Raw genomic sequence first — 21,508 nt, forward strand, 5'->3', positions numbered from 1 at the left:
GCTCTTCTGCAGCGGCCCACCGGAACGCCGCGTCACGCCACAACCATAAGCGGCTTCGAGCCGTACATACCCAAACAACCAAGGAATCAACATGGCAGAAGAGCGTCAGCAGCGGGGTCGTGATCGCGACCGTAACCGCGAAGAGAAGATCGACGACGGCATGATCGAAAAGCTGGTCGCGGTCAACCGCGTCAGCAAGACCGTCAAGGGTGGCCGCCAGTTCACCTTCACCGCCCTGACCGTTGTCGGCGACGGCGAAGGCAAGGTCGGTTTCGGTTATGGCAAGGCCCGCGAAGTGCCGGTCGCCATCCAGAAGTCGATGGAGCAGGCCCGCAAGAACCTGGTCAGCGTTGACCTGAACAACGGCACCCTGTGGCACACCATCAAGGATGGTCACGGCGCAGCCCGCGTGTTCATGCAGCCGGCTTCGGAAGGTACCGGCGTCATCGCCGGTGGCGCCATGCGCGCCGTGCTGGAAGCCGTCGGCGTGAAGAACGTGCTGGCCAAGGCCACCGGTTCGCGCAACCCGATCAACCTGGTGCGTGCCACCGTGAAGGGCCTGGCTGCTGCGCAGTCGCCGGCCCGCATCGCGGCCAAGCGCGGCAAGAAGGTGGAGGAACTCAACCATGGCTAATGAGTCCAACAAGACTGTCAAGGTCCGCCTGGTGCGTGGCCTGCGTGGCACCCAGTCGCGTCACCGCCTGTCGGTGCGTGCTCTGGGCCTGAACAAGCTCAACGATGTGCGTGAACTGAAGGACAGCCCGCAGGTACGCGGCCTGATCAACAAGGTTCAGTACCTCGTCCAGGTTGAGGAGTAATCGACCATGACTCTGCGTCTCAATGAACTGAGCCCGGCACCGGGCGCCCGCACCGAGCGTACCCGCGTCGGTCGTGGTATCGGCTCGGGCCTGGGCAAGACTGCCGGCCGCGGCCACAAGGGTTCGTTCGCCCGCAAGGGTGGCGGCAAGATCAAGGCTGGCTTCGAAGGCGGCCAGACCCCCATGCAGCGTCGTCTGCCGAAGATCGGCTTCCGTTCGCCGATCGCCAAGGACACCGCTGAAGTGCTGCTGTACGCACTGGACAAGCTGCCGGCCGGTGAGATCGACTTCGCCGCCCTGCGTGCTGCCAAGCTGGTTCCGAGCACTGCCAAGAAGGCCAAGGTCGTCGTCAAGGGCGAAGTGACCAAGGCGTTCACCCTGAAGGGTATTGCTGCCACGGCAGGTGCCAAGGCCGCGATCGAAGCTGCCGGCGGCAGCGTAACGGAGTAAGAAAATCATGGCGCAAGCTGGCATCGGTAACCTCGCGGGCGGAATGGGCAAGTTCACTGAACTTCGCCAACGTTTGCTGTTCGTCGTCGGGGCTTTGATCGTCTATCGCATCGGCTGCTACGTGCCGGTGCCGGGCGTCAATCCCGATGCCATGCTTGCCATGATGCAACAGCAGGGCGGCGGCATCGTGGACATGTTCAACATGTTCTCGGGCGGCGCCCTGCACCGTTTCAGCATCTTCGCGCTGAACGTGATGCCGTACATCTCGGCATCGATCGTGATGCAGCTGGCCGTGCACATCTTCCCCGCCCTGAAGGCGATGCAGAAGGAAGGCGAATCCGGCCGCCGCAAGATCACCCAGTATTCGCGCATCGGCGCCGTGCTGCTGGCAGTGGTGCAGGGCGGCTCGATCGCACTGGCCCTGCAGGGCCAGGTCTCGCCGTCGGGCGCTCCGGTCGTGTATGCGCCGGGCATGGGCTTCGTGCTCACCGCCGTGGTCGCGCTGACCGCCGGCACTATGTTCCTGATGTGGGTCGGTGAGCAGGTCACCGAGCGCGGCATCGGCAACGGCGTGTCGCTGATCATCTTCGCCGGTATCGTGGCGGGCCTGCCGGGTGCGGTCATCCACACCTTCGACGCCTACCGCGACGGCAACATCCAGTTCATCCAGCTGCTGCTGATCGCCATCGTCGTGCTCGCCTTCACCTTCTTCGTGGTGTTCGTCGAGCGTGGCCAGCGCCGCATCACGGTCAACTACGCGCGCCGCCAGGGCGGTCGCAACGCGTACATGAACCAGACCTCGTTCCTGCCGCTGAAGCTCAACATGGCCGGCGTCATCCCGGCGATCTTCGCCTCGAGCCTGCTGGCCTTCCCGGCCACCCTGGCCATGTGGTCCGGCCAGGCCGCCAACCAGAGCAGCTTCGGCCAGATCCTGCAGAAGGTCGCCAACGCGCTGGGCCCGGGCGAGCCGCTGCACATGATCGTGTTCGCTGCGCTGATCACCGGTTTCGCGTTCTTCTATACCGCGCTGGTGTTCAACTCGCAGGAAACCGCCGATAACCTGAAGAAGTCCGGCGCGCTGATTCCGGGCATCCGTCCGGGCAAGGCGACCGCCGACTACATCGACGGCGTGCTGACCCGCCTGACCGCCGCTGGCTCGGCGTACCTGGTGATCGTCTGCCTGCTGCCGGAACTGATGCGCACGCAGCTGAACGCCTCGTTCTACTTCGGTGGTACTTCGCTGCTGATCGTGGTGGTGGTGGTGATGGACTTCATCGCCCAGGTGCAGGCGCACCTGATGTCCCACCAGTACGAGAGCCTGCTGAAGAAGGCCAACCTGAAGGGCGGCAACCGCGGCGGTTTTGCCCGCGGCTGATAGGCCTGTTATACTTTCGTCTTCCTGACGTGATGGTCCCTCCGCTTCGCGGACTCCGGCCACACAAACGAAGGGCGGCCCCCGCAGCGGTTCCGGGTGGGGGTGTGATGAGGTGGTCCCGCGCTGGAGTAGCGCGGGCGGCCCCGGGGGAAACCCCAGGTCCAACCCCATCCGGCGCCGGAGCCTGGGCACACTCCCCAGGCCGGGTTCATGAAACCAATGGTTTCACGGGCTTCCATGTAAACCGGAACCTTGTTAGTATCGCTAGTTCACTTTTTTGATCCATCCTGCCGGATTGGCGTGCCCGAGGCGCGCTGTCGGCCATCACTCAGCTGGAGAACCGCGTCATGGCGCGTATTGCAGGCGTCAACCTGCCAGCCCAGAAGCACGTCTGGGTCGGGTTGCAAAGCATTTACGGCATCGGCCGTACCCGTTCGAAGAAGGTCTGCGAAGTCGCAGGCGTTGCTTCGACCACCAAGATCCGCGATCTGTCGGAGCCGGAAATCGAGCGCCTGCGCGCCGAAGTCGGCAAGTACATCGTGGAAGGCGATCTGCGCCGTGAAATCGGCATCGCGATCAAGCGCCTGATGGACCTGGGCTGCTACCGCGGCCTGCGTCACCGTCGTGGCCTCCCGCTGCGTGGCCAGCGCACCCGTACCAACGCCCGCACCCGCAAGGGTCCGCGCAAGGCGATCAAGAAGTAAGGGACTGAGAAATGGCTAAGCCCGCTGCTAAGACCAAGAAGAAGATCAAGCGCGTCGTCACCGACGGCGTTGCCCACGTCCACGCTTCGTTCAACAACACCATCGTCACCATCACCGACCGCCAGGGCAACGCTTTGTCGTGGGCGACCTCCGGTGGCGCTGGCTTCCGCGGTTCGCGCAAGTCGACCCCGTTCGCTGCCCAGGTGGCTGCTGAAAAGGCCGGTCGTGCTGCGCTGGACTACGGCGTGAAGTCGCTGGAAGTCCGCATCAAGGGCCCGGGTCCGGGCCGTGAGTCGGCCGTGCGTTCGTTGAACAACGTCGGCTACAAGATCACCAACATCATCGACGTGACGCCTATCCCGCACAACGGGTGCCGTCCGCCGAAGAAGCGTCGCGTCTAAAGGGAGCGATAAGAAATGGCTCGTTATATCGGTCCTACCTGTAAGCTCGCCCGTCGCGAAGGCGCCGACCTGTCCCTGAAGAGCCCGGCGCGTGCGCTGGACTCCAAGTGCAAGCTGGAGCAGAAGCCCGGCCAGCACGGCGCCACTGCCCGCAAGGGCAAGCTGTCCGACTACGCCACCCAGCTGCGTGAAAAGCAGAAGGTCAAGCGTATCTACGGCCTGCTGGAGCGTCAGTTCCGCAACTACTACAAAAAGGCCTCGACCAAGAAGGGCAACACCGGCGAGAACCTGCTGCAGCTGCTGGAAACCCGCCTGGACAACGTCGTCTACCGCATGGGCTTCGCCGTGACCCGTCCGGCTGCCCGTCAGCTGGTGTCGCACCGCGGCGTCACCGTGAATGGCAAGTCGGTCAACCTGGCTTCGTACCAGGTCAAGGCTGGCGACGCCATCGCTCTGTCCGAAAAGGCTGCCAAGCAGCTGCGCGTCCAGGAAGCCCTGACCGTCGCCGCCCAGCATGACCTGAGCCCGTCGTGGGTTGAAGTGGATTCCGGCAAGTTCACCGGCATCTTCAAGGCTGTTCCGGATCGTTCGGATCTGCCTGCGGACATCAACGAAGCGCTGATCGTCGAGCTGTATTCGAAGTAATTCATCATTGGAGAGCCCCCGGCGACGGCCGGGGGTTCACTAGGAGAACCCGCAACATGACGGTTACCGCCAACCAGGTTCTGCGTCCTCGCGGTCCGCAGATCGAACGCCTTACCGACACCCGTGCAAAGGTCGTTATCGAACCTTTGGAGCGGGGTTACGGGCATACGCTGGGTAATGCCCTGCGTCGCGTGCTGCTGTCGTCCATCCCGGGCTTCGCCATCACGGAAGTCGAAATCGACGGCGTGTTGCATGAGTACACCACGGTCGAAGGTCTGCAGGAGGACGTGCTCGAAGTCCTGCTGAACCTGAAGGACGTGGCCATCCGTATGCACTCCGGCGACAGCGCCACCCTGTCCCTGTCCAAGCAGGGCCCGGGCGTTGTCACCGCTGCCGACATCAAGGTCGACCACAACGTGGAGATCCTGAACGGCGACCATGTGATCTGCCACCTGACCAAGGATACGGCGATCAACATGCGTCTGAAGATCGAACGTGGTTTCGGCTACCAGCCGGCTGCCGCGCGTCGTCGTCCGGACGAAGAAACCCGTGCCATCGGCCGCCTGGTCCTGGATGCCTCGTTCTCGCCGGTCCGCCGCGTCGCCTATGCCGTGGAAGCGGCCCGCGTCGAACAGCGTACCGACCTGGACAAGCTGGTCATCGATATCGAGACCAACGGCACCATCGACGCCGAGGAAGCCGTGCGCACTGCTGCCGACATCCTCAGCGACCAGCTGTCGGTGTTTGGTGACTTCACCCACCGCGACCGCGGTGCGGCCAAGCCGGCCAACAACGGCGTGGATCCGGTGCTGCTGCGCCCGATCGACGATCTGGAGCTGACCGTGCGTTCGGCCAACTGCCTGAAGGCTGAAAGCATCTACTACATTGGCGATCTGATCCAGAAGACCGAAGTGGAGCTGCTGAAGACCCCGAACCTGGGCAAGAAGTCGCTCACCGAGATCAAGGAAGTGCTGGCTCAGCGCGGCCTGTCCCTCGGCATGAAGCTGGAGAACTGGCCGCCGGCCGGCGTCGCCAGCCACGGCATGCTGGGCTGATATCGGTAATGCCTGAAGGCTCCACCGTTCGCGGTGGGGCCTTCAACGCAACATACATGCCACGACGAACGAAGGTTCGCGGGCAGGTCGTCCAGGACGGATGGCCAGGACCAACCGCAGTCCGCGCAACAACGCCAGGATGGCGACAACGATCCGCACAGCCTCATCATTAACCAAGGAATATCACCATGCGTCACCAGAAGTCTGGCCGTAAGTTCAGCCGCACCAGCGCCCACCGCGAAGCGATGTTCAAGAACATGGCCGCCTCGCTGTTCAAGCACGAGCTGATCAAGACCACCCTGCCGAAGGCCAAGGAACTGCGCCGCGTTGCCGAGCCGCTGATCACCCTGGCCAAGGTCGACTCCGTCGCCAACCGCCGTCTGGCCTTCGCCCGCCTGCGCGACAACGAAGCCGTGGGCAACCTGTTCACCATCCTGGGCCCGCGCTACGCGAACCGTCCGGGCGGCTACCTGCGCCTGCTGAAGTGCGGCTTCCGCGCCGGCGACAACGCGCCGATGGCCTACGTCGAGCTGGTTGACCGTCCGGTCGTGGCCGAGGAAGTGGCCGAGTAATCGGACCGCTCCAACGCGACACAGCGAAAGCCCGGCCTCTGCCGGGCTTTTGCGTTTCCGTGGGCCGGATTCGACCCGCACCGTTCCGACGAGCGTCACCTGTGGCGGTTCGAATGGCGTGCGCACTCGGTTACGCTTGGCGCCTTGATCCATTCGAGCGTTGACGATGAATCCACTGCGCTGGCCCTTCCGCGCCCAGTTCTTCCTGGGCTTCCTGATCTGCGCGGGCCTGCTCGGCTACGCGATCTTCCTGCAGCTGAAGATGGGCCTGGAGCCATGCCCGCTGTGCATCTTCCAGCGCCTGGCGTTTGCCGCGCTGGGCCTGCTGTTCCTGATCGGTGCACTGCACGGGCCGTCCAACCGCCCCGGTCGTGCGACCTACGGCGTGCTGGCCTTCATTGCCGCGGCAGTCGGTGTAGGCATTGCCGCACGCCATGTCTACGTGCAGATGCTGCCGCCGGAGATGGGCGCGACCTGCGGCCCGCCGCTGAGCTTCCTGCGCGAGACCATGGGGCCGCTGGAAGTGTTCCGCACGGTGCTGACCGGTACCGGTAACTGCGGCAACATCGACTGGACGTTCCTGGGCCTGACCATGCCGATGTGGTCAGGCGTGTGGTTCGTGCTGCTGGCGCTGTGGGCGCTGGTGGTGTCGCTGCGCAAGGTCAGGCGCTGAAGCAAGGGCGTGCCGGCCGCTGGCCGGCAACCCCATCAATGATGGCAGCGTTCCGTAGCTGCCGGCCAGCGGCCGGCACTACCACGGTTTGTCCTCAGAAGTCCTGCTGCAGGCTCAGGTAGGCGCCGCGGCGCGGTCCCCACTGCGGGGCGAACACGCCGACCCCGCCGCCATCGCGCAGCTGGTAGCTGCGATCCAATGCGTTGATCACGGCCAGCTGCACGTGCAGCGGATGGCCGCTGTCGGCATTGAAGTCGTGCCCGGCGCTGAGGTTCACCTGCAGGTACGACGGCAGCTCGCCGCCATTGGGCACGCCCTCGATATCCGAACGCAGGCCGCTGCCGAACACGTAGTTGGCACCGACCCGGTTGTGCCCGGCGAAGGCGTAACTGAGCCCGCCCGACGATGTCAGCTTCTGGTCGTGGTCGAGGTGGATCCAGTGGTTGGCCACATAGGCCAGCGCATCGGGGTCGAGGTTGTACTGGCTGGTGATGACCTGGGTGCCGATCGCTTTGTTGTAAGCCGCGTTGAAGTAGGCGCTGAACGGGCCGTTGCTGTAGTCGGCGCTGAACTCCAGGCCACGGATGTGGCCGCGGCGGTAGTTGAATGTCGAGTAGATATAGGCGGCACCGAACTGGCCTTCGTCCTGCAGGCGCGCAACACGGCGGTCGTACGCGTCCAGGCCCAGGGTCAGGTGTTCACCCAGCTGCTGGGAGACGCCGATGTCGTAGTAGTCGCTGCGCTCGGCCAGCGGTACGTTGTTGCCACCACTGGGCTGCTGGTTGGTGGTGCCGTCGTACAGGGCGATATCGCTGCTGGCGATCAGCTCACTGGCCGGTGGCGTGAAGTAGCGCGAATAGCCGGCGTGCACGGTGGTGCTCTCGTTGGCATTCCAGACCACGCCCACGCGCGGGCTGAGCTGGCCCTCGGTGTGGCCGAAGGCCTGGTAGCGATCACCACGCAGGCCGTAGTTCACGGTCCAGTCGTCACCGATCTTCCATTCATCCTGCACGTACAACGCCAGCGTCCTGGCATGGAAGGCGCTGCGGTCAGGGACCAGCAGCGGCGTGGTGCTGGATTGCTGGCCGGCGTCATCGACCGGGAACACCCAGCTGCTGTTGCTGGCACGCGCGTTTTCGTAGTTGCCGTACAGGCCGTAGCGCAATGTGTGGTCGCTGCCCAATGGGGTGGAGACGTCGGCCTGCAGGGTGTTGGCGCGGTTGCTGCGCTGGACCTGCGAGGCGACGCCGCTGAACACCAGATCGCCCACCACATCCGGGTTGAATCCGACATCGCTGTAACGCTGCCCGGCCGAGAGCTGGTAGGCGCTGCTGCCCAGCGTGCCCTGCAGCACCAGCATGCCGAAGCGGGTGGTCTCGCGCTGGGTTTCATCCAGCTGGCTGGAGTCGAAGGTGGTGGTGTCCAGGTAGCCGAACTGCGGGGTCTGGCCGGGATTGACCGGGATCTGGAAGCGGTTGTTGGCGAAGCCGGCGAACACGCTCAGGCGGGTGTTCTCGTTGACCAGGTAGGTCAGGTCGGCGAAGGCCTTGCCCTGGTGGGTGTCGTCGTGCAGCGGCTTGCGCGAGCTGGTCGGATTCTCCAGGCCGACCTCGTTCTGGTCGTAGTTGCCGGTCAGGAACCAGCTCCAGCGTCCCTGGTTGCCCCACCACGATGCATTCGGATTGATCTTGCCGAACGAGCCCACAGTCAGCCCGGCGCTGCCGCCATTGCCGAGCTCGGCACCACTGCGGGTGGTGATGTCGACCACCGCGGCGGTGCGCTCGCCGAACTGCGCAGGCAGTGCGCCGTCCATCAGGCGGATGCTCTTGATGGTGCGGGCATCCAGGGTCTGGCCGAAGCCGGAGATCGATTCGGGCAGCAGCACGCCATTGATGCGGTACTGCAGGTTGGCGTGGTCGCCGCGCACGTGCACGCCGCCATAGGAGTCCTGGACGACGCCCGGGGCCTGCAGCAGCACCTGGCTGAGCGGCGCGGAGGCACCCAGCGGCTGCTTCTGGATGTCCTCGGCGGTGATCTGGTACTGGCTGCTGCCGATGTCCGGCGACAGCGCATTGCGGGCCTGGTCGAGCTGGGCGCTGACGGTGACCGTGTCGAGGTCCTTCACCGGGGCGGCATCGGCGGCCACGGCGAGGGAGGGCAGGCTGGCCAGAGTCAGGGCGAAGGTGATGCCGGTAGCGAGCAGGGAAGGTTTCATGGCAGAGGGGCTGTGGAAGGGGCCGGTGGGGGTTGTTACTTCGTAACAGTGCGTGGCGAATCATGCGCCTGTCCGGGAGGCCGTGGCCATGCGGTTTGTGGCCGATCGCGATGCACTTTCCCCGGCGTTCAGCCATGTGCAGACGGCGCTTGGGCCTTTGCGACAGCGGTCGGCTCTGCGACCATGACCGTCCCCCACCTCCGGAAGTCTGCAATGAGCCTGTCCGCCGTTTCGCCTGTCCCCGATCCTGCCGCGACCGCCGCTGGCGCTGCCTGGTCGCCGGAGAGCTGGCGTGGCAAGACCGCGCTGCAGATGCCGACCTACCCGGACCCGGTGGCGCTGGACGCCGCCCTGCACGAGCTGAAGCGGTTGCCGCCGCTGGTGACATCCTGGGAAATCCTGGCCCTGAAGCAGCAGCTGGCCGAGGCGCAGGAAGGCAAGCGCTTCCTGTTGCAGGGCGGCGATTGCGCTGAGAATTTCAGCGACTGCGAATCGGGCACCATTTCCAACCGGTTGAAGGTGCTGCTGCAGATGAGCCTGGTACTGGTGCACGGCCTGCGCCAGCCGGTGATCCGCGTTGGCCGATTTGCCGGCCAGTACGCCAAGCCGCGTTCGGCTGATACCGAGACCCGTGACGGTGTGACACTGCCCAGCTACCGCGGTGATGTGATCAATGCGCCGGCGTTCACCGAAGCGGCGCGGCTGCCGGATCCGAAGCGGATGCTGCAGGCGCACGCGCATTCGGCGATGACCATGAACTTCGTGCGTGCGCTGATCGATGGCGGCTTCGCCGACCTGCACCACCCCGAGTACTGGAACCTGGAATGGGTGAGCCATTCGCCGTTGGCTGCCGAGTACCAGAAGATGGTGGCGTCGATCGGTGATGCAGTGCACTTCATGGAGACCCTGGCCGGGGCCCGCGTGCACAACCTCAACCGCATCGACTTCTACACCTCGCATGAAGCGCTGCTGCTGCCCTACGAGCAGGCGCTGACCCGGCAGGTGCCGCGCCAGCAGGGCTGGTTGAACCTGAGCACGCATTACCCGTGGATCGGCATGCGCACGGCCGCGATCGACGGCGCGCACGTGGAGTACCTGCGTGGCGTGCGCAATCCGATTGCGATCAAGGTGGGCCCGTCGGTGACGCCGGACCAGCTCCTGCGCCTGATCGATGTGCTCAACCCGCATGACGAGCCGGGCCGACTGAGTTTCATCCATCGCATGGGGGCGGCGCAGATTGCCGAGAAGCTGCCGCCGCTGCTGGACGCGGTCAAGCGCGATGGCCGCCGCGTGCTGTGGGTGTGCGATGCGATGCATGGCAATACCGAAAGCACCGCCAACGGCTTCAAGACGCGCCGCTTCGACAACGTTCGCGGCGAAGTGGAGATGTCGTTCGATCTGCATGCGGCCGCAGGCACGCGACTGGGCGGTGTGCACCTGGAGCTGACCGGCGAAGACGTGACCGAGTGCACCGGTGGCGCGCGCGAACTGACCGAGCGTGACCTGGAGCGCGCGTATCGTTCGACGGTGGACCCGCGGTTGAACTACGAGCAGTCGCTGGAGATCGCAATGGCGATCGTGCGCAAGCAGGAGCAAGTGCGGTAAGGGGTTTTCGGCAGGGCTTGCAGCCCTGCACCTGCGGACGCAACGGCAACGGCCGAAGCAACGGCAACGGCATGCATTCCGTGGGATGGCGGGGTGGTGTCGGAGTGCGGGGACGCCGCAAGTACGTCCCTGTAGGCCTGGCAGCCGCATCCATGCGGCTGACACCCCGCACTCCGACACCACCCCACCTCTGACAGATTCCGGCGGCTGTTGGTAGGTGTCGACCCTGGTCGACACGATAGATCCACGCCATGTGTGGATGCTTATCGATTCCAATTCGGAATATTCGATTCCGATGGAGATTCACCCACGCATGGCGTGGATCTACTGCAGATCGCAGAAAACTGTCGAAGGCGGGGTGGGTCCGGTTGCGGGGGGCGTGAGCGCCATGGATGGCGCGACCGAGCCTCCATGGACGGATTTACGGCGTCCCCCGCAACCGGACCCACCTCGCCATCCCACGGAATGCCAGCTTCTGCTGTTGCTGTTGCAGTTGCTTCGGATTCTGGCAGGTGCAGGGCTGCAAGCCCTGCCGACCAACACCCTGCTTACGAACGACTGACGTGGCGCTCATGCCCCATGCGCGAGGCTGTCCGCCTGGCTGTTCGAGTGGAGGTAACAGTGGTGCACTGGCAAAGCGCACAGGCATACGCATGGCCGTTGGGATTGGCCGTAGTGGTGGGCGCCATCGGCGCGTGGCTGATCCTGTGGGTCTACCATCGGCTGAAAGGGCGTGATCGTCGGCGTGCACGCATCGGACGTGTGCTCGGTCTGCCGATGGCCACCGCGTGGCCGCTGCTGCTGCTGATCCCCGCATTGCAGGCTACGCCGCTGCAGGATCCGCTGCTGGCCAACCTGCAGCACGTGCTGCACATCGCGCTGACCGCCTGCTTCATCTGGCTGCTGGTGCGTGCGGTGGCGGCAGGGGAGCGGGCGATCCTGCGCAGCCACCCCATCGATGTCTCCGACAACTTGGAAGCACGCCGCATCCAGACCCAGACGCGGGTGCTCAGCCGCGTGCTGATGGGTGGCATCATCGTGCTGGGCGCGTCGCTGGTGCTGCTGACGTTCCCGATGGTGCAGAAAATCGGTACCGCGCTGCTGGCCTCGGCGGGCCTGATCGGCCTGGTGGCCGGTATCGCGGCCAAGCCGGTGTTCGGCAATCTGATCGCCGGCCTGCAGATCGCAGTGACGCAGCCGATCCGGCTGGATGACGTGGTGATCGTCGAAGGTGAGTGGGGGCGCATCGAGGAGATCGGCAGCAGCTATGTGGTGGTGCGCATCTGGGATGAGCGGCGGATGGTGGTGCCGCTGACCTGGTTCATCGAGAACCCCTTCCAGAACTGGACGCGGCGCAGCGCGGACCTGCTCGGCACGGCGTTCCTGTGGCTGGACTATCGTGCGCCGATCGCGGCGATCCGCGCTGAGCTGGAGCGCATCTGCCGGGGTGAGGCGCTGTGGGATGGCCGGGTCTGCGTGACCCAGGTGACCGAGACCAGCGAGCGTGCGATCCAGGTGCGCCTGCTGGTCAGTGCGCGCAGCTCCGGTGATGCCTTCGATCTGCGCTGCCTGGTGCGCGAACGCATGCTCGATTTCCTTGCGCGCGAGCATCCGCAGGCACTGCCGCAGGTGCGTGCGCGGCTGCAGCATGCAGACGAACTGGACATGCCGCGCGGGCCACGTGCACGTACCGCAGATGTGCGTTCGCCGGGTGCTGAAGATGGAGAGGCGGCAATCGTACCGGTGGAGCCGGAACCCGAACGGTAGCGCGGGTCGCTGGCCGCCGACCCGGGATCTGGCGGCCAGCAGCCGGCACTACTGGATCACGGTTCGCCGGCGTCGATCAGGGTGTCGGTGTCGAAGTGCGGTGGTCGCCGCGCGCGGGTGCGCTGTTCATAGGCGTAGGCCATTTCGATCAGCTTCGGTTCGCTCCAGGCGGTGCCCATGAACAGCAGGCCGACCGGCAGGCCATTGATCTGGCCCATCGGGACGGTCAGGCTGGGATAACCGGCCACGGCGGCGGCGCTGTAACTCTCGCCGGGGAAGTCGTCGCCTTCGCTGCGGATCGGCCATGCCACGCCGGTGGTCGGTGCCACCAGGGCATCGAGCTGGTGGGCGGAGAGGGCGGCATCGATGCCTTCCGGTCCGGCCAGCCGGCGTGCATCGCTGCGTGCGCGGATATAGGCGGGGTCGGCCAGGCCGGCAGTGGCATCGGCCTCCACCAGCAGTTCCTGGCCGAACAGGCCCAGTTCCTGCTTGCTGTGCGCCTGGTTGAAGGCGATCAGATCGGCCACGCTGCGCAGGGGAGCGCGGTAGGTGCTGAAGTATCGCTCCAGCCCGGCCTTGAACTCGTACAGCAGCACCGTGCGTTCGGCCTCGGCCCAGGCGCCCTGGTTGGGCAGCTCCACCGGCACCACGATGGCACCGGCCCGGCGCAACTCGGTGGCCGCCTGTTCGATCAGCGGCGGCATGCCGCGGTACTTCAGCAGCGGTGTCTGCAGCAGGCCGATGCGCTTGCCACGCAGGCCCTGCGGATCCAATCGCGCGGTGTAGTCGTACACTGCGCGGCCGGGCATGGTCGCAGTGGCTGGGTCGGCATCATCGCGGCCGGCGATCGCGGTCAGTACGGCCGCCGCGTCCGCGACGCTGCGCGTCATCGGCCCTGCGGTGTCCTGGCTGAAGGAAATCGGGATGATGCCCTCGCGGCTGACGAGGCCGACGGTCGGCTTGAGGCCGACGATGCCATTGATCGCCGCAGGGCAGACGATGCTGCCATCGGTTTCGGTGCCGATGGCTACGCTGGCCAGGTTGGCGGCGACCGCCACCGCGCTGCCGCTGCTGGAACCGCAGGGCGAGTGGCTGAGGCGATAGGGATTGCGGGTCTGGCCACCGCGTGCGCTCCAGCCGGACACTGAATCGTTGCCGCGGAAATTGGCCCACTCGCTGAGATTGGTCTTGCCCAGCACCACCGCACCGGCGTCCCGCAGGCGCCGCACCACGTACGCGTCGTCAGGGCGAAAGCCCTGCAGTGCCAGCGAGCCGGCGCTGGTAGCCATCGGAGTGGCGTTGATGTTGTCCTTCAGCAGTACCGGAATGCCGTGCAGCGGGCCGCGCAGGCGTCCATCGCGGCGCTCGCGGTCGCGCGCAGCGGCTTCCTTCACTGCATCCGGGTTGAGCTCGATCACCGCGCGCAGGCGTGGCCCGGTGCGGTCCAGGCTGGCGATGCGCTGCAGGTAGGCCTGGGTCAGGGTGGTGCTGTCCAGCTCACCGGCGGTCATCTGCGCCTGCAGGTCGGCGACATCGGTTTCGGCGTAAGGGAACGGCACGTTGCGGCTCGCAGGTTCGGCCGCATGCGCGCTGGATGTGGCCGGGCTGCAGCCAGCCGAAAGCAGCGCAGGCAGCGCGGCGAGCAGGCAGGTCAGCAGAGGCGGCAAGGACAGGCGCATGGGGCGGCTTGGTCGGCTCCAATCCCCAGTGTAGCCGGTGCTCAGCGGTGGCGCTTGCGCAGGTCGCGGGCGAGGACGTAGACCACGATCAGGTTGATCGCCAGGATCGTCCACGACGGCCAGCCGGGGTGGCGGATGATCGCGAAGATGTCGAAGGGCAGGTACAGCGAGGCGGTCAGGCAGCCCAGCCAGGAGGCCCAGGCCTTTGCCCGCCACAGGCCCCAGGCTTCGACCAGGTGCAGCAGGCCGTAGCCGATCATCCCCGCCGCGGCCAGGTGCACCGCGTCGGGGCTGATCATGTGCAGCAGCGACGGCAGGGTGCCATGGTCCGGATCCAGGCTGAAACGCCGGATCAGGACCATGATGCCGTGCCGCAGCGGCTGCGGACCGAGCACTTCCAGCCCGGTGGCGGCCAACAGTGCCAGCATCGCCTTGCTCGCTTCGAGCAGGGCGATGACATGCAGGCCCGGATGCCGGTGTGGATCCGGGTTGTAGCCGCTCTGGTTCACGGGGTGCTGGCTCAGCCGCCGCGCGAAGCCTTCTTGCGGTCGCTTTCGGTCAGGAACTTCTTGCGCAGGCGGATCTCCTTCGGGGTGATCTCGACCAGCTCGTCGTCTTCGATGAAGTCCAGGGCCTGTTCCAGCGAGTACTTGATCGCCGGGGTCAGCTGGATCGCATCGTCCTTGCCCGAAGCGCGCATGTTGGTCAACGGCTTGGTCTTGATTGCGTTGACGGTCAGGTCGTTGTCCTTGGAGTGGATACCGACCAGCTGACCCTCATACACGTTGTCGCCTTCAGCAGCGAACAGCTTGCCGCGTTCCTGCAGCGGGCCCAGCGAGTAGGCCGGCGTGGTACCCGGCGCATTGGCGATCATCACGCCGTTGATGCGCTTGGCGATCGCGCCCTGCTCCTTCGGACCGTAGTGGTCGAACACGTGGAACAGCAGGCCCGAACCCTGGGTCAGGGTCTTGAACTCGTTCTGGAAACCGATCAGGCCACGAGCCGGGATCGAGTATTCCAGGCGCACGCGGCCCTTGCCGTCCGATTCCATGTTCTTCAGCTGGCCCTTGCGGGTGCCCAGCTTTTCCATCACGCCGCCCTGGTGGATTTCTTCGATGTCCACCACCAGCTGCTCGATCGGCTCCATCAACTGGCCGTCGATTTCCTTGATGATCACTTCCGGGCGCGACACGGCCAGCTCGTAGCCTTCGCGACGCATGTTCTCGATCAGCACCGACAGGTGCAGTTCGCCACGGCCGGAGACCAGGAACTTGTCAGCGTCTTCCAGCTGCTCGACCTTCAGGGCCACGTTGTGGACCTTTTCACGGTCCAGGCGGTCCTTGATCTGGCGGCTGGTCAGGAACTTGCCACCGGACAGGTCCTTGTTGCCGGCGAACGGCGAGTTGTTGACCTGGAAGGTCATCGAGATGGTCGGCTCGTCGACGGTCAACGCCGGCAGCGCTTCCGGGAAGTCCGGTGCGCAGATGGTGTCGGAGATGGTCAGCTCCTGGATGCCGGAGATGGCCACGATGTCGCCGGCTTCGGCCGAATCCTGCTCGATGCGCTCCAGGCCCATGAAGCCCAGCACCTGCAGCACCTTGCCATTGCGCTTCTTGCCTTCACGGTCGATGACGGCGACCTGCATGTTCTTCTTCAGGGTGCCGCGCTGGATGCGGCCGATGCCGATCACGCCCACGAAGTTGTTGTAGTCCAGCTGGCTGATGCGCATCTGGAACGGGCCTTCCGGGTCCACTTCCGGCTTCGGCGCGTGCTGCATGATCGCTTCGTACAGCGGGGTCATGTCGCCGTCGCGCACGGTGTCTTCCAGGCCGGCGTAGCCGTTCAGGCCCGAGGCGTAGACGATCGGGAAGTCCAGCTGCTCGTTGGTGGCGCCGAGCTTGTCGAACAGGTCGAAGACCTGGTCGATCACCCACTCCGGACGGGCGCCCGGACGGTCGACCTTGTTGACCACGACGATCGGCTTGAAGCCCATCGCGAAGGCCTTCTGGGTCACGAAGCGGGTCTGCGGCATCGGGCCGTCCATCGCGTCGACCAGGATCAGCACGGTGTCGACCATCGACAGCACGCGCTCGACCTCACCGCCGAAGTCGGCGTGGCCGGGGGTGTCGACGATGTTGATCCGGTTCTTGATGCCGGTCTTCTTGTCTTCCCAGGTGATGGCGGTGTTCTTGGCCAGGATGGTGATGCCGCGTTCCTTTTCCTGGTCGTTGCTGTCCATCACGCGCTCGGCGAGGACGGTGCGCTCGGACAGGGTGCCGGACTGCTTCAGCAGCTGGTCGACCAGGGTGGTCTTGCCATGGTCGACGTGGGCGACGATGGCGATGTTGCGAAGATTTTCGATGGACATACGAAAGGGGGCCAGTCGGCGCCGGATTTGGAAAAAGAAGTCCAACATTATACGTCGAACTTGACGATTCGCGAAAAGGTGGATTTCACATCGGTCTCGGGGCCCATTCAGCTGGCTGTCCACGGTGCCGGTCGAGGCCACCTGGCCTGCACGGCGGGCGGGGCCATCCGGTGGCTGAAGCCCGGAACTGCGCCCATGGTCGAAGCCGCCGCCGCCGCGAGGCAGGTGTAAACTAGGTGGCTAGACGCGTTCCCCTCTGCATCAAGGATCTTCATGTCCCTCATCGCCACTTTCGACACCACCCAGGGCCCGATCAAGGTCGAGCTGTTCGCCGACAAGGCGCCGCTGACCGTGGCCAACTTCGTGAACCTGGTCAAGCACGGCTTCTATGACGGCCTGATCTTCCACCGCGTGATCGCCGACTTCATGATCCAGGGCGGCTGCCCGCAGGGTCGTGGCACTGGCGGCCCGGGCTACAAGTTCGAAGACGAGAAGAATGGCGTGAAGCACGAGGTCGGCTCGCTGTCGATGGCCAACGCCGGCCCGAACACCAACGGCAGCCAGTTCTTCATCACCCACATCAAGACCGATTGGCTGGATGGCCGCCACACCGTCTTCGGCAAGGTCCTGGAAGGCCAGGCCATCGTCGATTCGGTCAAGCAGGGCGACGTGATCCATTCGATCACCCTGGAAGGCGACGTCGACGCCGTGCTGGCCGCCCAGGCCGAGCGCGTCGCGGAGTGGAACAAGCACCTCGCCGCCTGATCCCCCTTCGAAACGGCCACCCACGGGTGGCCGTTTCCCTGTTCCCCGCCGCCCGCCAGGCCTGCGTGGCCACGCCCGCGGCGTCCCATCAAACGCTTGCAAGCAAGAGGAAACCCCCATGAAAGCACCCGTTCGTGTTGCCGTGACCGGCGCCGCCGGCCAGATCGGTTATGCCCTGCTGTTCCGCATCGCCTCCGGCGAAATGCTGGGCAAGGACCAGCCGGTCATCCTGCAGCTGCTGGAGCTGCCGGTCGACAAAGCCCAGGCCGCCCTGAAGGGCGTGATGATGGAACTGGAAGACTGCGCCTTCCCGCTGCTGGCCGGCATGGTCGGCACCGACGACGCTGAAGTCGCGTTCAAGGACGCTGACATCGCCCTGCTGGTGGGTGCACGTCCGCGTGGCCCGGGCATGGAGCGCAAGGACCTGCTGCTGGAAAACGCCAAGATCTTCACCGCCCAGGGCGCGGCGCTGAACAAGGTCGCCAGCCGTGACGTGAAGGTGCTGGTGGTCGGCAACCCGGCCAACACCAACGCCTACATCGCCATGAAGTCGGCCCCGGACCTGAAGCCGGAAAACTTCACCGCCATGCTGCGCCTGGACCACAACCGCGCGCTGAGCCAGCTGTCGACCAAGCTCGGCAAGCCGGTCGGTGGCATGGAGAAGCTGGTCGTGTGGGGCAACCACAGCCCGACCATGTACCCGGACTACCGTTTCGCCACCGCCGATGGTGCGTCGATCGCCGATGCGATCAACGATCAGGAGTGGAACGCCAATACCTTCATCCCGACCGTCGGCAAGCGCGGCGCGGCGATCATCGAAGCCCGCGGCTCGTCCTCGGCTGCTTCGGCCGCCAATGCCGCCATCGACCACATGCGTGACTGGGTGCTGGGCAGCAACGGCAAGTGGGTCACCATGGGTGTGCCCTCCGACGGTTCCTACGGCATTCCGGAAGGCGTGATCTTCGGTTTCGCAGTGACCACCGAGAACGGCAAGTACACCCTGGTCAAGGATCTGCCGATCGACGACTTCAGCCAGAAGTACATCGACAAGACCCTGGCCGAGCTGGAAGAAGAGCGCGCCGGCGTCGCCCACCTGCTGGGCTGATGCAGGCGGTGCCGGCCCTGGCCGGTACGTCTTCCATCGAGGTAGGTACCGGCCGTTGGCCGATACGCAGAAAACGGGGAAGCTTCGGCTTCCCCGTTTTTGTTTGGACGGATACGGAACCGCATGATCCACCTGCATTACATCGATGACGCGCTGCTGGTGGCCGAGAAGCCGGCCGGCCTGCTGTCCGTGCCCGGCCGCAGCGCAGACAACCAGGACTGCGTGGTCGCGCGCCTGCAGGCGTTGTACCCGGACGCGTTGACCGTCCACCGGCTGGACCAGGTGACCTCCGGCCTGCTGCTGCATGCGCGTGGCAAGGAAATGCAGGCGGCGTTGTCGATGCAGTTCGAGCAGCGCCAGGTCGGCAAGCGGTACGAAGCGGTGGTGCAGGGGCTGCTCGATGGCGATGCCGGCGAAGTGGACCTGCCGCTGATCGTGGACTGGCCGAACCGGCCGAAGCAGAGGATCGATCACGAACGCGGCAAGCCGGCGCTGACGCGCTGGCGCGTAATGGCGCGTGATGTTGAAGCGCAGCGCACCCGCGTGGCGCTGGAGCCGATCACTGGCCGCAGCCATCAGCTGCGCCTGCACATGGCCAGTCTCGGCCATCCCATCGTTGGCGACGTGCTGTATGACGCCGCGCCTTCGCAGCGCGTGCATCTGCATGCGCGCAGCCTGTGGTTCACCCATCCGGTGACAGGCGAGGTGCTCGCGTTCGAGTCTGCGGCTCCCTTCTAGAGAGTAAGTGTGTCGGCAGGGCTGCGCCCTGCACCTGTCTTCAAGCAACGGCAACGTCAAAAGCCAACGCGGCATTCCGTGGGATGGCGGGGCACTGTGGGTTTGCGGGGACGCCGTAAACCCATCCATGGGGGCTTGGTCGCGGCATCCATGCCGCTCACACCCCGCAAACCCACAGTGCCCCGCCTTCGACAGTTGGCCGGCAGCCAGTAGATCCATGCCATGCGTGGATGAATCTCAATCGGAATCGAATATTTCGAATTGAAATCGAAATGCATCCACGCATGCGTGGATCTACGGTGTCGACCAAGGTCGACACCCACCAAGGCAGAACGTCGTTCCGACAGATCGCGGAGAACTGTCGAAGGCGGGGTGGGTCCGGTTGCGGGGGCGTGAGCCGCATGGATGCGGCGACCGAGCCTCCATGGACGGATTCACGGAGTCCCCCGCAACCGGACCCATCCCGCCATCCCCCAGTAAGCCAGCTTCTGCTGTTGCTTCGGCTTGGGCAGGTGCAGGGCTGCAAGCCCTGCAGAACAAAACCCCACCCCCTACCAAGGTAGGGCGGCCCGCGCGGCAGCGCCGGACTATCCTCGAACCCATGACTTTGTCTGGGAGGGCTGCGTCATGAACTACGAGGAAACCTACCGTCGCTCGATCGACGAGCCGGAGGCCTTCTGGGGCGAGGAAGCCAAGCGCATCCATTGGCACACACCGCCGCAGCAGGTGCTCGACTACAGCAATCCGCCGTTCCGGCGCTGGTTCGTCGGCGGCGAGACCAATCTCTGCTACAACGCGGTCGATCGGCACCTGGCCGAGCGTGCCGAGCAGCTTGCGCTGGTCGCTATTTCCACCGAGACCAACAGCACCCGCGAGATCACTTACCGCCAGCTGTATCGCGAAGTGAACGACTTCGCCGCCGTGCTCAAGCATCTCGGCGTCGGTCACGGTGATCGTGTGGTGATCTACATGCCGAACATGGCCGAAGCCGTGTTCGCGATGCTGGCCTGCGCGCGCATCGGCGCCGTGCATTCGGTCGTGTTCGGTGGCTTTGCCGCGCACAACCTGGCGCTGCGCATCGACGACGCCAAGCCCAAGCTGCTGATCGCCGCCGATGCCGGCATGCGCGGCGGCAAGTTGATTCCGTACAAGCCGATGGTCGATGCCGCCTGCGCCGAAGCCGCGTCGCCGCCGCCGCACGTGCTGATCGTGTCGCGCGGACTGGATGCCGCCGAACCACGCGTGCCGGGCCGCGATGTGGAGTACGCCGAGCTGCGTGCGCAGGTTGGTGAAGTCGATGTGCCGGTGCAGTGGCTGGAAGCGAGCGAGCCGAGCTACCTTTTGTATACCTCCGGCACCACCGGCAAGCCGAAGGGCGTGCAGCGCGATGTCGGCGGCTACGCGGTGGCGATGGCGCAGTCGATGGAAACCGTGTTCGACTGCAAGCCGGGACAGGTGATGTTCTCCACTTCCGATGTCGGCTGGGCGGTAGGTCATTCCTACAATGTGTACGGCCCGCTGATCGGCGGCTGCACCTCGCTGCTGTACGAAGGGCTGCCGACCAACCCGGACCCCGGCATCTGGTGGGCGCTGTGCGAGCAGTACAACGTGCGCACGATGTTCTCATCGCCCACCGCCATCCGCGTGCTGAAGAAGCACGACGCGGATTTCATCCATCGCCACGACCTGCGCGCGCTGAAGTACCTGTTCCTGGCGGGCGAACCGCTGGACGAACCGACGGCGCACTGGATCAGCGAAGCGCTCGGCAAGCCGATCATCGACAACTACTGGCAGACCGAAACCGGTTGGCCGGCGCTGACCCTGCTGCCGGGCCTGGAGATGAAGCCGGTGCGCTTCGGTTCACCGGGCTTCCCCAACCTTGGTTACCGGATGAAGGTGATCGACGAGAACACCGGCGAGGAAGTCGCCCCGGGGCAGAAGGGTGTGCTGGTGGTGTCGCCGCCCTTGCCGCCGGGCTGCATGAGCACGGTGTGGAACGACGACAACCGATTCCTGCAGAGCTACTTCAGCCACTTCAAGGAACTGCTGTACAGCTCGCTGGACTGGGCGATCCGCGACGACGATGGTTACACCTTCATCCTTGGCCGTACCGACGATGTGATCAACGTGGCCGGGCATCGGCTGGGCACGCGCGAGATCGAGGAGGCCATCTCCAGCCATCCACGCGTGGCGGAGGCCGCTGTGATCGGGGTCAAGGACGAACTGAAGGGGCAGGTGCCGCTGGTATTCGTCACCCTCAAGCAGGGGCTGGATGGCGAGGATCCGGCGGCGCTGGTAGCCGAGATGATGGCCACGGTGACCATCTCGCTTGGGGCGGTGGCGCGCCCGGCGCACGTGCACGTGGTCAACGCGCTGCCCAAGACCCGTTCCGGCAAGCTGCTGCGGCGCTCGTTGCAGGCGCTGGCCGAGCAGCGCGACCCGGGTGACCTGTCCACACTGGACGACCCCAGCGCGCTGGAGGAGATCCGCCGGGCGCTGGGCCGTTGACCAGGTAGCGCCGGCCGCTGGCCGGCACCCCCATCGATCCCCAGGTTGCCGGCCAGCGACCGGCA

Annotated in this window: 20 protein-coding genes; 16 read left to right on the plus strand and 4 right to left on the minus strand. The window is 65.3% G+C overall.

All coding sequences use genetic code 11. The features are described 5' to 3' along the window. Positions 1-91 precede the first annotated feature (91 nt). The 10 genes from rpsE to ACYKG1_RS03980 all read left to right on the plus strand — a co-directional run bounded on the left by rpsE (position 92) and on the right by ACYKG1_RS03980 (position 6,693). Complete coding sequence (gene rpsE, locus ACYKG1_RS03935) at positions 92-634, plus strand: 30S ribosomal protein S5 (protein ID WP_004154496.1); 543 nt, start codon at positions 92-94, stop codon at positions 632-634. Next, entirely contained in the window at positions 627-818 is a 192-nt protein-coding gene (gene rpmD / locus ACYKG1_RS03940) for a 50S ribosomal protein L30 (RefSeq protein ID WP_005408214.1), read from the plus strand. Before rpsE ends, rpmD begins: the two co-directional genes overlap by 8 nt. A 6-nt stretch (positions 819-824) precedes the next feature. Further along, the gene (gene rplO / locus ACYKG1_RS03945) at positions 825-1,268 is read left to right on the plus strand and encodes a 50S ribosomal protein L15 (RefSeq protein WP_004154498.1); all 444 of its coding nucleotides are present in this window, start codon (positions 825-827) and stop codon (positions 1,266-1,268) included. Positions 1,269-1,275: 7 nt separating this feature from the next. Continuing rightward, positions 1,276-2,643: a preprotein translocase subunit SecY gene (gene secY / locus ACYKG1_RS03950; RefSeq protein ID WP_004154499.1), complete on the plus strand. Its 1,368-nt coding sequence runs from the start codon at positions 1,276-1,278 to the stop codon at positions 2,641-2,643. A gap of 347 nt (positions 2,644-2,990) precedes the next feature. Beyond that, on the plus strand, positions 2,991-3,347 hold the full coding sequence (gene rpsM, locus ACYKG1_RS03955) for a 30S ribosomal protein S13 (protein ID WP_004154500.1): 357 nt from the start codon (positions 2,991-2,993) through the stop codon (positions 3,345-3,347). 11 nt (positions 3,348-3,358) lie between these two features. Then, entirely contained in the window at positions 3,359-3,748 is a 390-nt protein-coding gene (gene rpsK / locus ACYKG1_RS03960) for a 30S ribosomal protein S11 (RefSeq protein WP_004145443.1), read from the plus strand. A gap of 15 nt (positions 3,749-3,763) precedes the next feature. Further along, entirely contained in the window at positions 3,764-4,393 is a 630-nt protein-coding gene (rpsD, locus tag ACYKG1_RS03965) for a 30S ribosomal protein S4 (protein ID WP_004145446.1), read from the plus strand. 56 nt (positions 4,394-4,449) lie between these two features. Next, complete coding sequence (locus ACYKG1_RS03970; RefSeq protein WP_005408216.1) at positions 4,450-5,448, plus strand: DNA-directed RNA polymerase subunit alpha; 999 nt, start codon at positions 4,450-4,452, stop codon at positions 5,446-5,448. Positions 5,449-5,636: 188 nt separating this feature from the next. Continuing rightward, a complete protein-coding gene (gene rplQ / locus ACYKG1_RS03975; protein WP_005408217.1) occupies positions 5,637-6,020 on the plus strand; it encodes a 50S ribosomal protein L17 in 384 nt (127 codons plus the stop codon). A gap of 166 nt (positions 6,021-6,186) precedes the next feature. Further along, positions 6,187-6,693: a disulfide bond formation protein B gene (locus ACYKG1_RS03980; protein WP_100471395.1), complete on the plus strand. Its 507-nt coding sequence runs from the start codon at positions 6,187-6,189 to the stop codon at positions 6,691-6,693. A 94-nt stretch (positions 6,694-6,787) separates the two neighbouring features. Here ACYKG1_RS03980 and ACYKG1_RS03985 read toward each other — a convergent pair whose 3' ends face one another. Beyond that, positions 6,788-8,908 carry a TonB-dependent receptor gene (locus ACYKG1_RS03985; RefSeq protein ID WP_262083145.1) on the minus strand — a complete coding sequence of 707 codons (2,121 nt, stop codon included), beginning with the start codon at positions 8,906-8,908 and terminating at the stop codon, positions 6,788-6,790. 213 nt (positions 8,909-9,121) lie between these two features. Between ACYKG1_RS03985 and ACYKG1_RS03990 the strand changes: the two genes are divergently transcribed. Both ACYKG1_RS03990 and ACYKG1_RS03995 read left to right on the plus strand, forming a co-directional pair. After that, positions 9,122-10,513: a class II 3-deoxy-7-phosphoheptulonate synthase gene (locus tag ACYKG1_RS03990; RefSeq protein WP_478471903.1), complete on the plus strand. Its 1,392-nt coding sequence runs from the start codon at positions 9,122-9,124 to the stop codon at positions 10,511-10,513. Between the two features lie 579 nt (positions 10,514-11,092). Further along, on the plus strand, positions 11,093-12,280 hold the full coding sequence (locus tag ACYKG1_RS03995; RefSeq protein ID WP_262226238.1) for a mechanosensitive ion channel family protein: 1,188 nt from the start codon (positions 11,093-11,095) through the stop codon (positions 12,278-12,280). A 56-nt stretch (positions 12,281-12,336) separates the two neighbouring features. Here ACYKG1_RS03995 and ACYKG1_RS04000 read toward each other — a convergent pair whose 3' ends face one another. The 3 genes from ACYKG1_RS04000 to typA are packed head-to-tail and all read right to left on the minus strand — an operon-like array spanning position 12,337 to position 16,327. Beyond that, on the minus strand, positions 12,337-13,959 hold the full coding sequence (locus ACYKG1_RS04000; protein ID WP_478471905.1) for an amidase: 1,623 nt from the start codon (positions 13,957-13,959) through the stop codon (positions 12,337-12,339). A gap of 41 nt (positions 13,960-14,000) precedes the next feature. Then, a complete protein-coding gene (locus ACYKG1_RS04005) occupies positions 14,001-14,468 on the minus strand; it encodes a DUF2127 domain-containing protein (protein WP_005415426.1) in 468 nt (155 codons plus the stop codon). 11 nt (positions 14,469-14,479) lie between these two features. Continuing rightward, complete coding sequence (gene typA / locus ACYKG1_RS04010; protein ID WP_100471399.1) at positions 14,480-16,327, minus strand: translational GTPase TypA; 1,848 nt, start codon at positions 16,325-16,327, stop codon at positions 14,480-14,482. A gap of 273 nt (positions 16,328-16,600) precedes the next feature. Between typA and ACYKG1_RS04015 the strand changes: the two genes are divergently transcribed. From ACYKG1_RS04015 to prpE, 4 genes are all read left to right on the plus strand, one after another. After that, entirely contained in the window at positions 16,601-17,092 is a 492-nt protein-coding gene (locus ACYKG1_RS04015; RefSeq protein WP_004153629.1) for a peptidylprolyl isomerase, read from the plus strand. A gap of 118 nt (positions 17,093-17,210) precedes the next feature. Beyond that, the gene (locus ACYKG1_RS04020; protein ID WP_478471906.1) at positions 17,211-18,197 is read left to right on the plus strand and encodes a malate dehydrogenase; all 987 of its coding nucleotides are present in this window, start codon (positions 17,211-17,213) and stop codon (positions 18,195-18,197) included. 123 nt (positions 18,198-18,320) lie between these two features. Then, positions 18,321-18,935 carry an RluA family pseudouridine synthase gene (locus tag ACYKG1_RS04025; RefSeq protein ID WP_478471907.1) on the plus strand — a complete coding sequence of 205 codons (615 nt, stop codon included), beginning with the start codon at positions 18,321-18,323 and terminating at the stop codon, positions 18,933-18,935. Between the two features lie 627 nt (positions 18,936-19,562). Then, positions 19,563-21,443 (plus strand): propionate--CoA ligase, encoded by a 1,881-nt coding sequence (gene prpE, locus ACYKG1_RS04030; protein WP_262226240.1) that lies wholly within the window; start codon positions 19,563-19,565, stop codon positions 21,441-21,443. The last annotated feature ends 65 nt before the right edge of the window (positions 21,444-21,508 follow it).

It is taken from the genome of Stenotrophomonas sp. 85239_Sma, assembly GCF_056481725.1.

Bases quoted from the DNA above. Each gene is read 5' to 3' on its own strand.
- ACYKG1_RS03995 (WP_262226238.1), top strand. From the start codon at position 11,093: ATGCGCGAGGCTGTCCGCCTGGCTGTTCGAGTGGAGGTAACAGTGGTG.
- rplQ (WP_005408217.1), top strand. From the start codon at position 5,637: ATGCGTCACCAGAAGTCTGGCCGTAAGTTCAGCCGCACCAGCGCCCAC.
- ACYKG1_RS04025 (WP_478471907.1), top strand. From the start codon at position 18,321: ATGATCCACCTGCATTACATCGATGACGCGCTGCTGGTGGCCGAGAAG.
- rpsD (WP_004145446.1), top strand. From the start codon at position 3,764: ATGGCTCGTTATATCGGTCCTACCTGTAAGCTCGCCCGTCGCGAAGGC.
- rpsE (WP_004154496.1), top strand. From the start codon at position 92: ATGGCAGAAGAGCGTCAGCAGCGGGGTCGTGATCGCGACCGTAACCGC.
- ACYKG1_RS04015 (WP_004153629.1), top strand. From the start codon at position 16,601: ATGTCCCTCATCGCCACTTTCGACACCACCCAGGGCCCGATCAAGGTC.
- rplO (WP_004154498.1), top strand. From the start codon at position 825: ATGACTCTGCGTCTCAATGAACTGAGCCCGGCACCGGGCGCCCGCACC.
- ACYKG1_RS04020 (WP_478471906.1), top strand. From the start codon at position 17,211: ATGAAAGCACCCGTTCGTGTTGCCGTGACCGGCGCCGCCGGCCAGATC.
- ACYKG1_RS03970 (WP_005408216.1), top strand. From the start codon at position 4,450: ATGACGGTTACCGCCAACCAGGTTCTGCGTCCTCGCGGTCCGCAGATC.
- ACYKG1_RS03985 (WP_262083145.1), bottom strand. From the start codon at position 8,908: ATGAAACCTTCCCTGCTCGCTACCGGCATCACCTTCGCCCTGACTCTG.
- ACYKG1_RS03990 (WP_478471903.1), top strand. From the start codon at position 9,122: ATGAGCCTGTCCGCCGTTTCGCCTGTCCCCGATCCTGCCGCGACCGCC.
- rpsK (WP_004145443.1), top strand. From the start codon at position 3,359: ATGGCTAAGCCCGCTGCTAAGACCAAGAAGAAGATCAAGCGCGTCGTC.
- ACYKG1_RS03980 (WP_100471395.1), top strand. From the start codon at position 6,187: ATGAATCCACTGCGCTGGCCCTTCCGCGCCCAGTTCTTCCTGGGCTTC.
- ACYKG1_RS04000 (WP_478471905.1), bottom strand. From the start codon at position 13,959: ATGCGCCTGTCCTTGCCGCCTCTGCTGACCTGCCTGCTCGCCGCGCTG.
- rpsM (WP_004154500.1), top strand. From the start codon at position 2,991: ATGGCGCGTATTGCAGGCGTCAACCTGCCAGCCCAGAAGCACGTCTGG.
- secY (WP_004154499.1), top strand. From the start codon at position 1,276: ATGGCGCAAGCTGGCATCGGTAACCTCGCGGGCGGAATGGGCAAGTTC.
- typA (WP_100471399.1), bottom strand. From the start codon at position 16,327: ATGTCCATCGAAAATCTTCGCAACATCGCCATCGTCGCCCACGTCGAC.
- rpmD (WP_005408214.1), top strand. From the start codon at position 627: ATGGCTAATGAGTCCAACAAGACTGTCAAGGTCCGCCTGGTGCGTGGC.
- prpE (WP_262226240.1), top strand. From the start codon at position 19,563: ATGAACTACGAGGAAACCTACCGTCGCTCGATCGACGAGCCGGAGGCC.